Below are 13,139 nucleotides of genomic sequence, written 5' to 3'. Positions count from 1 at the left end.
CGCTCACACGCAAAACCTGTGGGAGCGGGCTTGCCCGCGAAGGCGCCGGTACAGTCACCCACCGAGCAATTGCCCGGAACTCCGCCCCGTCTACCACCCTCTACCGATCAATCCCGGTCCATTTCCGAGACCCCGGCGAGGAGCCCGCCCATGAGCGACGACCTGCAACCCCCAGACCTCACCACCTGGCAGCGTCTGTTCGACGATCAGACCTACTGGCAGCAATCCCCCGACGCTCACTATTTCGACCTGCAACGCATCGCCGACGACCTGCTCGGCCAAGGCGCGATCGATCTGGAGCAGTGGCAGATCCTGCGCGCCAAGGCCGATGACCTGCACAAGGATTCGCCTGCCGTGAACGTTACCAATGAACTGGATGACCCTGACGCCTGAGGAGAACCACCATGAAACCCGTATCCCCCAGCGAGCACCCCGACGAACCCCGGCCACCGGGAGAAACCGAACGCGACAACGACGCCCTGCGCCCGACCGATCCCAAACAGCGCGAGGACAGCGGCAAGGGCAACGCCAGTGGCGAATCCACTGCGCAGGAGACCGCCGCGGCAGAAACGAAAGCCAAGCCCTGAACAGCGTCTATGCTCAATGGCACATCCGCCGCCGACCCTGCGTTGGCGCCGGGTGCTGCCATTCATTACAGGGAAAGTACCGCTTATGAAGCTCCACGCTCTGGCCAAGGCCATCACCCTCGCAACCGTCCTGTCCGCCACCAGCTTCGGCGCCATGGCGGCCGATATTCCGCTGTCCGCCACCGTCGAGGCCGATCAGGTCACCACCAAAGTGCTGGCCGTCGATGCGGCCAACCATCAGGTTGTGCTCGAAGGCGCTGAAGGTCGTCAGGTTCACGTTCAGCTCAGCGACAAGGCGAAAAACCTCGCCAATCTTCAGGTCGGCGATCTGGTAAAAGTCGAAGTACAACGCTCGGTGGCGGCTTACCTCGATACCGATGTGGATAAAGGTCTGCCTGGCACCGTCGAGCGTAGCGGCGAGCTGCGCAAGGCACCGGGCAGCGAAAACCCGGGCGGCGAGGCTTATCGCCAGATTCAGGTGCAACTGAAAATCACCAAAATTGATTTGAAGAATAATCAGGTGACCCTGGAAAACCCTCAAGGTAAGTCGAAAATCCTCGACGTCAAAAAGCCTGAAATTCAGGCCAAGCTGAAAGATCTGAAAGTCGGGCAGAGCGTAGTTGTCACTTATACCGATGTATTAAAAGTGACCAGTCAGCATGAAAGCTGAGTATTAACTCTACAAGATGATTGTTCTTGTACAGATTATTGTATGAGAACAATCATCTGAAATGAGCTGAGCCGTGCTTTGAAAGTTTCACGAAAGGATTTCGTCGATAAATATCTATTAACTTTTTCGTACATAAAATTTACCTTTGTGTATGACGACATATCTGCCAACTTCTATTAAAATCCTTCCCGTTCGCCCAGTGTCAGGGCTCTTTACCGGTGCATGGATTGCCAGGCCATTACACTGGGCGAACACCTCTTCGGAGCGGATGTATACAATTTCAGATAAAAAAAGGGCGACTTTGCAGTCGCCCTTTTTTGTGTTCGCAATTATGCCGATGCCTGCCCCGCAAAGCGTTTGAGGGTGGCTTCATACATCTTGGTGCGGCGGTGGTTTTTGCCGTACGTGCCAGCGGCGGCGACGGTTCCTGCCTGGATGTGATCCAGATAGCGGAAAATCTTGCGTGGTGACAGCAGCTTGATGCCATAGCCCAGACCGACCATTCGATCCTGCAGGGTATAACCGGGCACTCGGTCATCCATGCAAAAGTGCAGTCCATGGGACTTCATCAACTTGGCGTTCCACAAAGTGCAGAAACTCTTGAGATGAGTTTCCCGATAAGGTTTCGGCTCTTTACTGCGCAAACCCAACGCAGTTTTCGCCCGGCGAATATAGTGTTTGCAAAACCGCGAAGTTAGTCGCCAGGTGTCTCTCAGAATCCCTCGATTGATTTGCTCGACACACCCGACTGCGGCGATGTCCGCAGACTTTGTACACTCACGCAGCATCATCGCGAAGACTTCCTTGTCGTAGACAAAGGTGTCGGTGTGCAGCAGAAACAGATAGTCGGTTTCAACTTTTTCCAGCGCCAGATCCAGCGCCTTGCCATGCGCAATATGTCCCGCTTCTTTGCCGGGGGAGGGACGTTCGATCAGATTGATCCAGTCCAGCGAACGCAAGTAATCCAGGCTGGCATCCGCCGAATCATTGTCCACCACCCAAACCGGAATGCGCTGAGCCTGAACGTGCTGACGCAATAACTCCAGGCACATCCGGGTGATGTCCGGGGTTTTGTAATTCACCAATACAAGACTGAAATTCGGCTGCGTAACGGCTGGTAAATCAAACTGGCTCATTCTGGAAGCTCATCCGCGGTTGATCGGCGACAGGTGTCTCTCGGGCCGGGATGCTAGCGACGCAAGCTTAGTTGAAGCTTAATTTGACGTTCAGGAAGTGAGGCGAGGTGTTTCGAGACACGACATCTCACCCACGGAATCCGGTCCACACGTTAAACTGCGCGCCGCTTTAACGCTTCAGGAAAACCGGACGTATTGCTTTCGCCACCATTGATGGCGTCATCAATGCCCCCGGCGACGCGCAACGCTTTTTGCCTGGATTTTTTAAGCCACAAGGAAGTATCAAATGAGCAACAGTTTCAAAACTATCGGTGCAGTAGGTACTGCTTTTTTTTCGATGTTCATCGCCTGTAATACGTGGGCACAAGAACCGCGTGAGCTCTACGACGGGATGAAGGCAGGCAAGTGCGCACCGAATTCGGAACATCTGCATGAGCGAGCAGTTGCAGGTGATCTCGAAGCGCAGACGCAGTTTGGCAAAGCCATTCAGGAGAACCTTTGCGGGGTGGTAGAGCAGTGGTCGCCGGGCATGCCGGAAGAGTGGTTTCGCAAGGCAGCAGAACAAGGTAATGCCGAGGCGCAAGTCGGACTTGCTGAGGAGCTTAGTTGGGATCGAAGTGTTGAGGGTGAAGATGCAGGTGTTTATTAGGATCTGAAAGCGGCGGAGCAGGGTAACGCCAAAGCTCAGTTCAGTCTGGCGCAGATCTACCATCGCGGCGGCCGATCAATCAAAAATCTCAAGGATATGGACAAAGCGTTGGCGTACTACAACCAGTCGGCCGAGGGCGGCTACGTCATGGCCTATATGTTGCTGGCTCACATCTACGAAGAGGGTGACGAAGTTCCACAGAGCGACGTAACCGCAGCAAATTGGTTTCGTAAGGCTGCTGAGGCAGGAGACGCATCTGGTCAAAATAATTTCGCCGAGATGCTGGCCACCGGGCGCGGTGTAGAAAAGGATGAAAAGCTCGCTGTCGCGTGGTATCGCAAATCGGCTTTGCAAGGTAACCAGTACTCGCAATATGAATTGGCACAGATGCTGGAGCAGGGGCATGGAACTGAACGCAATGAACGCGAAGCTGCGAAACTTTATCGCCAGTCAGCGGATGCAGACTTTGGCAACGCTCAGTTGGCATTAGGAAAGATGTATGCGCAAGGGCGAGGTGGACTGCCCAAGAGCCGATCCAAGGCAGAGTTCTGGATGCTCAAGGCAGTGGGTCGCTATGCGCCTGGAGCGAAGGAAGAATTGGAAAAGCTCTGAGATACAACTAGAAAGAGGCGATTGAAGTCGCCTCTTTCTGATTGAATGAATCAGATCTCTTGATTCCAGGCTGATAAGGTGATCACCGTTCCTTCGTCCTCTTTATTTCGTATTTCGATTTTGTAAGTACCACCACCGATGTAACCCTCGACCAGCGCTTTTCGTTGATTACCGCTGATTTCGGCATCCTTCGCATGCTGCTGATAGAAATCGATGACATCTGCATAATCAGTAAAGGTACTAAGAATGACCTCGAACTCATGCTGAGGACGTCCGGCAATCTTGTCCCAATCACCCTCAATCGGTGAACCCTCCATCCCCGGCGTGGTGAATACGCCGTGAGCACCCGCACCGATCAGATGCGCCCGTTGCGGCAGCATCGCCAGCATTGCTTCAGGGAAATCGGAAGGTAACTGACCCACCGTCCAGGCACCCTGACTCGGGTTAGTGGCAGCGTATTCAATGGTCGCAATTTTTTGCGCTGCGGCTCGTCGCTCAGGATTATCGCTTTCCGCCCACATGGCCAACAGCGGCGGCAGCTGCTTGCTCCAGCCAATCAAAGGCTCTGCGTCAGCTTTTTTCGCGCCTTGCGGCTGGAAGATCGTCAGCACCGTGTCCGGCGCATCATTACAGGTCAAAGCCTCGTCACGAGACTTCACCGTGCAATGACCATTCACCAAGCCGACAGCGATCAATTGTCCTTTGTCGTCCAGCAACAAAGCCCCGCGGTCGAACCCGTTGTTGCCGTCATCCATGGCGGTGATCATTTTTCTGCCGGCAGGCACACCCTGTTCAAACATGGACATTTCCGAATCGAGCGCATCCAGGACTTGTTGCACGATCATCGTTTTGTCGTTGGTGTAGCTACCCGTTTGGTAACCAAAGAAATCAACTAACGCCGAACGAATGGCTGGATCCTTGTTGAGCTTTGGCGCTCTGTCCGGCGCTGGGTCATTGGTGAGTAGCAGGGCCGTCGTTCCGTCCGGGCGTTGTTCGGAGCGAAGGGATAATGCGGTAGCGCTGAGTGAGAAGGTAAGCGCGAGAAGAAGGGTTAGAAGGCGAGTCAGGTGTTTCAAGGGGACAGTCCTTTGAGTGTGTAATCCGATTGCTGTAATGGCGGTGGGAAAAAGGGCACGGATTTATTTTCTGAAAAAACTGGGCTAGGAAAAGGTGCAAGCCGGAAAATAAATCTATCCCTTTGGTCTTGTCTCCTTTGGTCGCTAGAGTGCATGTTGCACCATTCAGCAGCATTATTTGTATAGGCGTTTTTGGAAAAATTGGGCGAACGCCATTTATAACAACACTCCCAGTTTTTTCGTCAATTTTTTTCTTTGTATTTTTTTAGGCAGTTTAGAAGAACTGACATGAATTGGCGCTTATCAGCTGGTTCCTCAGCAAGATATGTGGTGATATCCGAGAATACTCGGTTAAATTTTTCATTTTTATTTAGATAAAAGGTGAGTGTGTCGATATACCACTGCTGTTCACTCGCTATACGGCATTTGAATTCTGGCTCAATGAGCGCGTCAAATAGTTTGACTAGTTCTTCTTCACTGTTTGTGTCTATGTTCGCTATAAATGTTGCTGTGGTGTCATCTTGCTCGCTGTTTACGTCAATAGGAAATAACAGTGAAGGTAGTATGTCGAGGCTGGGTTCAAGTTTCATTTTTCATACTTTGGAAATGATGTTTTTGGTAGGCCGTTAGTGTCCAGAATTGTAACGGCTTTAGTTTGTTGTTTGTACTTTGTTCCGCCCTTTTTGTATCCCTCTCCGATTATGCCGCCCATGCTCATGGGACGCTCAGCCAATGCCTTGTTTCCAGTATTTTTATATATTCGCATTGCACGTTTTATAGCTGTCAGCTGCGCTTTGTGACTGGTGTATCTTGTTGAGTTTGGAGTGATTGTCTTACCGTTTGGATATGTTTCTACTACGCCGGTGGTCGGGTTTTTTCCAGTAGCAGCACGTTCCATCTGCGACTGAGTGGTAGTTTGCGCACCGTGTTTTTCAAGGAAGTGATATCTTGGCGAAAGATCTTCCATTGATTTTAGTTCTTTATAAGCTATTGCCTCTGTCAGCTCATGAATCCTAGCTTGTCGTTCAGCACGAGACATTGTTGGCGCATTGGGTTCTCCGTCGTTAACTGCGGCTTTTTTAGTAGGGTTATTAACATCTTCAGTTGATGTCCCTCCGTTACTACCTGGACACCCGTTCAGCCCCAGCGGATCCACCCATCCGGTAGGGTTAGGCACATACTGGTAGTTATTCAACCCCCCAGCAAGCTTGATCGGATCCGGCGTCAAAAACCGTCCAGTCCCCGGATTGTAGTAGCGGTGCCGGTTGTAATGTAACCCTGTCTCGGCATCGAAATACTGACCTTGGAAGCGCAGCGGGTTGTCAATCTCGCTGACGTCCAGCGCAGCGAGGTTACCGTACGCGCGGTACTTCGCCGACCACATGATTTCGCCGCTGTAATCAGTGAGTTCCTGCGGTGTGCCGAGGTGATCGAGTTGGTAGTAAAACGGCGTGGCCTTACGTGGGCCTTCGCCATCGAGCATCGCCAGTGGGCGGAAGCTACCGGGTTCGTAGATGTAGCTGCGGTAGCGGTTTTCGGCGCTTTCCGCGATCAATCGTTCGCCTTGCCACAAGAACTCGGTAGTGTGACCGTCAACGGTTTTTTCGATGCGTCGGCCGAAGGCGTCGTATTTGTAGGACGCGGTGCTCCCACCCGGCAGGCTTACGCCGATTAGGCGATGCTGGCAGTCGTAGCGGTATTCGGTAACGAGTTTCTGGCCGGCGCCACGGCGTTCGCGGATCAGGTTGCCGTAGGCATCGTAGTCGTAGTGGCGATCACCCTGCATCAGCAGACGGTTGCCTTTGACGTTGGCGAGGTTCGCTGTGCCTTCGTTGTTCTGACCCAGCAGGTTACCCGCCGGGTCGTGAGCGAAGCTTTCCGGTGTGGCGCCGCGCACGCTGATGAGTCGGTCGAGCGGGTCGTAGTGGTAGCTGCGCTTGCCTTTGCGGCTGTCATCGATACCGGCGAGGTTGCCGTTGGCATCGTAGTTGTAGCGTCGCTGGAACAGGTTTTTATCACGCTGGCCGACTGTATGGGCTTGCAGGCGGCCTTGTTCGTCGTATTGATATTGGCTGAGCAGCAGGCCTTGTTGACGCTGTTGTTCACGACCGGCGCTGAACTGATGGCTGGTCAGGCGTGAGCCGTTGAGGTCGATGCTGCTCAGGCGTCCGCCGGACAGGTGACGGTAGTCGAGTGTACTGCCGTCAGGGAGACGGCAGTGACTCAGTTGGCCAACGCTGTCGTACTCGTAACGCGTGGTGCCCCAGCCCTGGTGTTCGGTGATCAGGCGATCCTGCACGTCGTATTCATAGGCGAGCGGCCAGTGGCCGTCGTCGACATTCACCAGACGACCCAAAGCGTCGTAGCTGTAATGAATCTCTTCGCCGTCGGCCAGGGTTTTCACCAGCAGTCGGCCGGCAGCATCGCGTTGATATTCGGTAATCAGCTCGCTGCCGTCATCGCCCAACTCGGTTTTCTTCAGCAACTGACCGTTGAGATCGTACTCGTAGGCAGTACGACGGCCATCGAAGCCAGTTTCCTGTTGGATCAGGCCGTTCGAGTAGTAATCGAGCTGATAGCGTTCACCGCGTTCGTTTTCGATCTCGGTGAGATTGAGTCGCGAGTTGTCGTAGCGGTAGCGCAGTTGGCTGCCGTCCGGATTGATGCGGCGGCTGACTAGGTGCAGGTTCTCGGCGTATTCGTAGCGGGTGATACGCCCGAGTTCGTCGCGTTCAGCAGTGACCCGGCCATACGGGTTATAGGTGAAAGCGCGAGTGGCACCGCCGGGCAGGGTTACTTGGGTCAGGCGATCAGCGGCGTCCCATTGATATTGAGTAATCGCGCCAAATTCGTCCTGACGAGTGATTTGTCGGCCAAGAGCATCGTAACGGTACTTGCGTTGACCGCCGTCCGGCAGGCGTTCTTCCAGCAACTGACCGAGGTTGTTCCAGCCCAACTGATGACGGCTACCGTCGGGATGACGAATTTCCAGCAATCGACCCTGACGGTCATAGCTGTAGTAGGTTTCGTTGCCGTCCGGGTCGGTTTGTTGGGTGATATCACCCTGGCGATTACGCTCATATTTCCAGCGCGCTTTGCCGCGCTGTACATCAATGAGTTGACCGTTGAAGTAGTTGTAACGGGTCGGTACACCTTCTGGCGGGATAACGGCGATTAAGCGCCCAGCTTCGCTGTACTGATACTCAGTGATCGCGCCCATTGGATCTTTTACGGCGACCAGCCTTCCCTGATCGTCGTAGGCATTTTGCGTTTCGCCGCCATCGGGCGCGGTCTCGCTGACCAGGCGTGCATTTTCGTCATGCACATAGACCAGCTCACTGCCATCGGCGTTGTAGACGGTCACCGAACCTTTGTCGTCCCACTCGTACCGCGCTTCCATTTGCGCGTAATTGGCCCAGTGGCGGACGCAACGGGAATGTTTGCCTTCACGTTCCCATTCCCAGAAGAAGCTGGCGCCGCCGGCCATTTGCCGTTCGAGGATGACGTGCTGATCGTTGTACCGGTAGTGCTCGGTTTCACCGGCTGCATTTGTGGAAGAAACAAGTTGATTGCGTGCGTTGTACCGGTAGGTGACGAGCGTCTGAATCGTCAGCCATGGATCCTGGCGCTCACCACGCTCGTTGTATTCCGGGCGCTGTTGCTGCTGATCGACGGCCACAATGTGTCGGTCGTCGTAACGCAGTAATAGGGCACGGCCTGCGCCGTTATCGATACGCTGGATGCGGTCAACGAAGTCGTAACTGATGTGCAATCGATTTTCGTAAGCGTCGCTGATGGTAGTCAGGCGGCCAGCTCGGAAATGGTAGAAGCGAGTTTTGGGGCCGGCCTGGGTAAGGACCAACTCTCCGGGAGTGTCCCCCAGGAAGATCGCTGCCTGGGCAAGGCTGTTGGTGATGGCCGGACGCTGCTCGGTCGGCATCGGGAAACGGGTCTGGCGGTTCTCATTGTCGGTCCAGAGCACGCCTTCATCGTCTACCAGCAGGCGATGAGAGAGTGAATGGCTCCAGCCATGGCCGAGGCGGCTGTCGATTTCCACCGCACTGCTGCGATAAAGGCGAGTCCACTCGAATGGCAGTAGACCACCCAGTTCGCCATCAGTCAGCGTGAGCAATTCTTCACCGGTCACCATCGACACGGGTTCGCCGTTGGAGCAGGTTTTGTCGACGCATTGCGCAGGTTCTTCAGCCGGGTTTTTCGACTGTTTTGGCGCGTTGTCGACGGGTTCTACCTGTTCGACACGCGAAGCCGGCTCATCTTTTTTACGGGCCTGAATCTGCGCATCAGATTCCACTTTTCCACCGCTCACCGGTGGCTTGTTCTTCGGCGCTGTGGCGGTTTCGGCAGGTTTAGGCGACGCAATCTGAACATCTGCCTTGCGTGCCGGATTGAACTTCGAATCACCATTAAGCAATAACGGCTTCGACGCCTCGGTATGCGGCGTCGCTTTGGACTTGCTGACCTTCATCAGCATGCCGGTAAAGTCTTCAATCAGTTTTATGACCTTACCGCTGCTCTGTACACCTTTGATTGCTTTTGTACCGATACGCACGGCCAGGCCCAGACCACCCGTCAGAACCACACCGACCAGAATGTTCAGCAAAAATTCTGTGCTCATCTGCGCCAGCACTTCTGTGCAGGTCTGTGGCGGCAGCATTTTTATCCATGCCACGATGGCAGCGACGTAGATCCACATCAGCGGTTCGTCGCTGGCGATCAACAGGGCCGTGTGGATTGCCTCTGACGAGGCGTCATAAATCTTCTTGATCTGTTCTTCAGTGAAGAAATTTTTCAGTTTTTCGTAGTTTTCGCGGGGGTGTGCAACGAGGTCATAGAGGCTTTTGATATCGCCCCACAAACCCATGATCGCTTTGAGAAAACCTTCCCACGCTGCTTCTAGTTCTTGCAGGGCACGGCCGCCCAGCGATGCATCGGTATGCGCTTGCCACAGCGGCAGGAAACTGGTGCTCCACTCGGTTTGCAGCCATCCGCCCAATTCACCAATCACTCCCTGATAGGAGTTGAACAGGCTGTCGATCTGGGCAGGCGTGGGATTTGGGAAGAACGTAATCTTGTACTGCTGATTCGGAGTAAGTCCGGAGACTTCCAGAATCCCCGTCGAGTCGATGGTTTTGTTGATGGTCGGACCGACTTCGTTCTTGCCAATGAAGCGGCCATCCACTACCGGCGTCAGGCGTACCGGCGTATTACCAATCGGGACAAAGCGTGCGGATTCGAAGCTATGCACTAGTACCAGCTTGCCGTTCGCCGGGCAGTTGGCATAAAGGGTATTTTCCTTTTTGCTGTCCTTGTCTGCCGTGCCGACTTCGTCCCCGACCTTGAACTGCTGCTCGGCATCCAGAATGCCGCCATACCAGGCTTCCGCGTGTTCGCGGTAATCCTTCAGGCACTTCTTGAAGTCGGCGATGATTGCCTGAGCATCAGGTTGCTTTGCTGTGAGGCCGCCAACGATCCCACCCATCAAAACGCTCATACAACCACCTCACTTTCCAGATGGGCCTTCAGCAGGCCGGTAAAATTTTCTTCCGTGAGCGGCGTCCGTTTTACAAAGCGCGCCACTTTTTGCTTCAGGTTCGATTCGGGGAATGAGAAGTACAGATCGGCATGTTCATCCAGCAACCACTGCATCATGTTGCCAATAATTGTCGACGGATTTTCGGCCATCAAACCATCCAGCAAATCCTTCGGCACTTCCCACCACGGCCAATCCTTCACCTTCGGCAACACCCGCGTCCCAACCTCCAGCGTCTGCCCATTAATCAGATACCGTTCAAACATCGGCAGTACTTCCCCAGCCTTCTCCCCAAGCCCCTTCAGAATCGGGTAGATATGCCGCCCATCCCAAAAGCGGAAGAACACCTCGGTCCCGTCGGGCATCTTCACCTGCGTCAGGCTGCGCAGGTGCTCGAACACCTCGTTCGGTTCGGCGCGTGAGACGGCCAGCCAACCCCAATCGAGCGCGTCGGTTTCGGCGATCCACGGCAGGAATGCCGAGTTCGGTTTGAGTTCGGTGACGTAGGGCATCACCGGTTGCCAAGTGGAGTAGGGCGTGCCGCCCCAGATTGGCAGGAGCTGGGCGGTGGGTTCGGTCAGGTACAGGGTTTTCAGCGCGTCGGCATCGCTTGCTGCGCTGATGATCAGGTACAGGCGCTCGCCGGTTTGCAGCGGCTGTTGTGCCAGCCAGTCCTTGGGTGTCAGTCGATCAGATGGCACAGGCACCTGCCTTGCATTTTTCGCATTCTTCGCAGAACGGCGCGTTGCGTTTTAGGGTGTTGATCTGGGCCGGGGTCAGGACCTGGCCGGCCTTGTCGGCGTCGGCCTGTTTCAGCACGCCGGGCATCAGCGGGGCGGCGCCGGTGCCGCTGCCGGGGCTGCCGCCGGAGTTGATGTTGATCGTCGGGCCGCTCATGGTCACGCCGCCGGCGTCGATCTTGATGAAGCTGCCGCCGCCGACCAGGGTCAGCTCGGCGCCGGCTTCGAGCACGACTTTCATGCCGCTGCTGAGGTGGATTTCCTGACCGGCATCAATGAACTGGCCGGTGCCGATCTTGATGTGCTGGTTGACGCCCACGGTCAGGTGGTCGTTGGCGCGGGCTTCGACTTTGCGGTCGGCGTAGACGGTGTGGTGTTCTTCGGCTTTGAATTCCGTGTAGCTGTTCTGCTCGACGGTGTCGTGGCGTTCGTTGCCGACGCGGATCTTCTGGTCGTGCTCGATGTTCTCGTCCCAGTCGCGCTGGGCGTGGAGGAAGATCTGTTCCTGGCCTTTCTTGTCTTCGATGCGCAGTTCGTTGTAGCCACCGCCACCCATCGAACTCAGGGTCTTGAAGGTGCTGCGGGTCTTGTTCGCCGGCAGATCGTACGGGACGGTGTTTTCTTTGTGGTACAGGCAGCCGCTGATCAGTGGCTGATCGGGGTCGCCTTCAAGGAAGGTCACCAGCACTTCCATGCCGATGCGCGGGATGGCGATGCCGCCGTACTGGGCGCCGGCCCAGGCGCTGGAGACGCGCAGCCAGCAACTGGTCTTGTCGTCGGCCTGGCCTTCGCGGTCCCAGTGGAATTGCACTTTGACGCGACCGTACTGGTCGCAGTGGATCTCTTCACCTTTGGGGCCGGTGACCACGGCGCTCTGGCTGCCGAGGATGCGCGGTTTCCGGTGGCGCAGCGGTGGGCGGTTGGGCACGTCCCACGGGGTCGCCTGAAAGCGGTTGCGATAGCCCTGATGGAAATCGTCTTTGAGGGCAGTGGTGTCGCTGGTCACCGATTCTTCCAGCACTTGCGGCTGCTTGCCTTCGTGGAGGACTTCGGTGAGCAGCCACAGGTCATTCCATTTGGCTTTCGGGTGTTCAGTCAGGGCAAGGAAATGACCGCTGACCAGCAGCGGTTGATCGCTCTTGCCTTCGGCGAGCTGGAAGTCGCTGCGGTGACGTTCGAGGGCGCGTTTGGCCAGATGCTTGCCGCGCTCGCGGTCGATGAAGCGGCCCGGGTAGTCGTAGTCTTCGAGGTCGGGCAGGGCGTCGCCACGGTTTTCGCTTTCCAGGGTCAGGCGCGGTTTTTCGAAATCGTAATCGCGGCGCGTGGTGCGGCTGGTGCGGGTCTCCAGGCGCAGGTCGAAACGCTTGATCACCGGGTTGCTGGCGACCATGCCGGAGTCTTGCTGGTAGGCCACTGGCTGGAGTTTCGGGAACACCGTCTGGTCATCGCCGAACACCAGCTTGTGCGCCGTGGCGCTGTGCTGGAAGTGGTAGTGAATACCTTCTTCCTCGCACAGGCGCTGGATGAAATGCAGGTCCGATTCATCGTATTGCACGCAGTAGATGCGCTCGGGATAGATCGAACCGGTCTTGAATTCGTAGGCGTTGCTTTGAATGCCGTGCTCTTCGAGAACCATGCCGATGATTTTCGGCACCGTGAGGTTCTGGAAAATCCGTTGGTTGACGCGGTGCGCCAGGTACGACAGTTGCGGGCGCAGGGTCACCGAATAGCGCGTCAGGCGCTTGCCGGAATCGCCCTGAGCGGCGCGGTAGATCTGGCCGTGGATGCCGCTGCCATCGGGCGACAGCTGCAGAAAGGCCGGTTTGTGCAGCAGGGTTTCGAGGTCCAGCGACGGCTGCTCACTGACCAGCTCCACCTCAAAGACAAAAGGCTGGCTGATGGCTTCCCGGCCGGTCAGGGTAAATACCTGAAAATCGGCGGAGAGCCCTTCGATGGTCAGGGCAAAGTGGGTTTCATTGGCCGGCGCGAACATCCCTTGTTCCTCGTGCTGTACAGCGGCGCTCGTCGACGGCCGCAAAAAAAGCGGCTCAACGTACGCGAAATTCTGGAGGGGCGTAAACAACATCGACCAGCAGGGCTGGTCGATGCTTGTAACGA

At 55.6% G+C, this 13,139-nt stretch carries 11 protein-coding genes; 5 read left to right on the top strand and 6 right to left on the bottom strand.

Annotated elements, in window-relative coordinates:
- Window positions 1-150: 150 nt before the first annotated feature.
- The 3 genes from V3W27_RS15570 (at window position 151) to V3W27_RS15560 (ending at window position 1,257) form a co-directional block, all read left to right on the top strand.
- Entirely contained in the window at window positions 151-393 is a 243-nt protein-coding gene (locus tag V3W27_RS15570; protein ID WP_097088770.1) for a hypothetical protein, read from the top strand.
- 11 nt (window positions 394-404) lie between these two features.
- Complete coding sequence (locus tag V3W27_RS15565) at window positions 405-587, top strand: hypothetical protein (protein WP_115987047.1); 183 nt, start codon at window positions 405-407, stop codon at window positions 585-587.
- Window positions 588-672: 85 nt separating this feature from the next.
- Window positions 673-1,257 carry a hypothetical protein gene (locus tag V3W27_RS15560; RefSeq protein WP_330206997.1) on the top strand — a complete coding sequence of 195 codons (585 nt, stop codon included), beginning with the start codon at window positions 673-675 and terminating at the stop codon, window positions 1,255-1,257.
- A 329-nt stretch (window positions 1,258-1,586) separates the two neighbouring features.
- Here the strand turns inward: V3W27_RS15560 and V3W27_RS15555 are convergent, their stop codons facing one another.
- Window positions 1,587-2,393 (bottom strand): glycosyltransferase family 2 protein, encoded by an 807-nt coding sequence (locus V3W27_RS15555; protein WP_103367660.1) that lies wholly within the window; start codon window positions 2,391-2,393, stop codon window positions 1,587-1,589.
- Between the two features lie 286 nt (window positions 2,394-2,679).
- On the opposite strand from V3W27_RS15555, the gene V3W27_RS15550 reads away from it, so the two are divergent.
- Together V3W27_RS15550 and V3W27_RS15545 are read left to right on the top strand one after the other, a co-directional pair.
- Window positions 2,680-3,042, top strand: a complete 363-nt coding sequence (locus V3W27_RS15550) for a hypothetical protein (protein WP_330206996.1) — start codon at window positions 2,680-2,682, stop codon at window positions 3,040-3,042.
- A gap of 3 nt (window positions 3,043-3,045) precedes the next feature.
- Window positions 3,046-3,654 (top strand): tetratricopeptide repeat protein, encoded by a 609-nt coding sequence (locus V3W27_RS15545; RefSeq protein WP_330207097.1) that lies wholly within the window; start codon window positions 3,046-3,048, stop codon window positions 3,652-3,654.
- A 50-nt stretch (window positions 3,655-3,704) separates the two neighbouring features.
- Here V3W27_RS15545 and V3W27_RS15540 read toward each other — a convergent pair whose 3' ends face one another.
- The 5 genes from V3W27_RS15540 to tssI form a co-directional block, all read right to left on the bottom strand.
- The gene (locus tag V3W27_RS15540; RefSeq protein ID WP_330206995.1) at window positions 3,705-4,730 is read right to left on the bottom strand and encodes a hypothetical protein; all 1,026 of its coding nucleotides are present in this window, start codon (window positions 4,728-4,730) and stop codon (window positions 3,705-3,707) included.
- 242 nt (window positions 4,731-4,972) lie between these two features.
- On the bottom strand, window positions 4,973-5,320 hold the full coding sequence (locus V3W27_RS15535; protein ID WP_330206994.1) for a hypothetical protein: 348 nt from the start codon (window positions 5,318-5,320) through the stop codon (window positions 4,973-4,975).
- Entirely contained in the window at window positions 5,317-10,242 is a 4,926-nt protein-coding gene (locus tag V3W27_RS15530; RefSeq protein WP_330206993.1) for an RHS repeat-associated core domain-containing protein, read from the bottom strand. Before V3W27_RS15530 ends, V3W27_RS15535 begins: the two co-directional genes overlap by 4 nt.
- Window positions 10,239-10,982, bottom strand: coding sequence for a DUF4123 domain-containing protein (locus V3W27_RS15525; protein ID WP_330206992.1), 744 nt, complete (start codon window positions 10,980-10,982; stop codon window positions 10,239-10,241). Before V3W27_RS15525 ends, V3W27_RS15530 begins: the two co-directional genes overlap by 4 nt.
- Complete coding sequence (gene tssI, locus V3W27_RS15520; RefSeq protein WP_330206991.1) at window positions 10,972-13,014, bottom strand: type VI secretion system Vgr family protein; 2,043 nt, start codon at window positions 13,012-13,014, stop codon at window positions 10,972-10,974. The genes V3W27_RS15525 and tssI overlap by 11 nt, the downstream gene beginning before the upstream one ends.
- Window positions 13,015-13,139 lie beyond the last annotated feature (125 nt).

Origin of the sequence: Pseudomonas sp. AM14(2022), from assembly GCF_036346455.1 — a bacterium.
Lineage (GTDB): Bacteria > Pseudomonadota > Gammaproteobacteria > Pseudomonadales > Pseudomonadaceae > Aquipseudomonas > Aquipseudomonas putida_A.
This window is presented reverse-complemented; position numbering and strand designations above follow the sequence as displayed.

Bases quoted from the DNA above. Each gene is read 5' to 3' on its own strand.
- V3W27_RS15570 (WP_097088770.1), top strand. From the start codon at position 151: ATGAGCGACGACCTGCAACCCCCAGACCTCACCACCTGGCAGCGTCTG.
- V3W27_RS15565 (WP_115987047.1), top strand. From the start codon at position 405: ATGAAACCCGTATCCCCCAGCGAGCACCCCGACGAACCCCGGCCACCG.
- V3W27_RS15560 (WP_330206997.1), top strand. From the start codon at position 673: ATGAAGCTCCACGCTCTGGCCAAGGCCATCACCCTCGCAACCGTCCTG.
- V3W27_RS15555 (WP_103367660.1), bottom strand. From the start codon at position 2,393: ATGAGCCAGTTTGATTTACCAGCCGTTACGCAGCCGAATTTCAGTCTT.
- V3W27_RS15550 (WP_330206996.1), top strand. From the start codon at position 2,680: ATGAGCAACAGTTTCAAAACTATCGGTGCAGTAGGTACTGCTTTTTTT.
- V3W27_RS15535 (WP_330206994.1), bottom strand. From the start codon at position 5,320: ATGAAACTTGAACCCAGCCTCGACATACTACCTTCACTGTTATTTCCT.
- V3W27_RS15530 (WP_330206993.1), bottom strand. From the start codon at position 10,242: ATGAGCGTTTTGATGGGTGGGATCGTTGGCGGCCTCACAGCAAAGCAA.
- tssI (WP_330206991.1), bottom strand. From the start codon at position 13,014: ATGTTCGCGCCGGCCAATGAAACCCACTTTGCCCTGACCATCGAAGGG.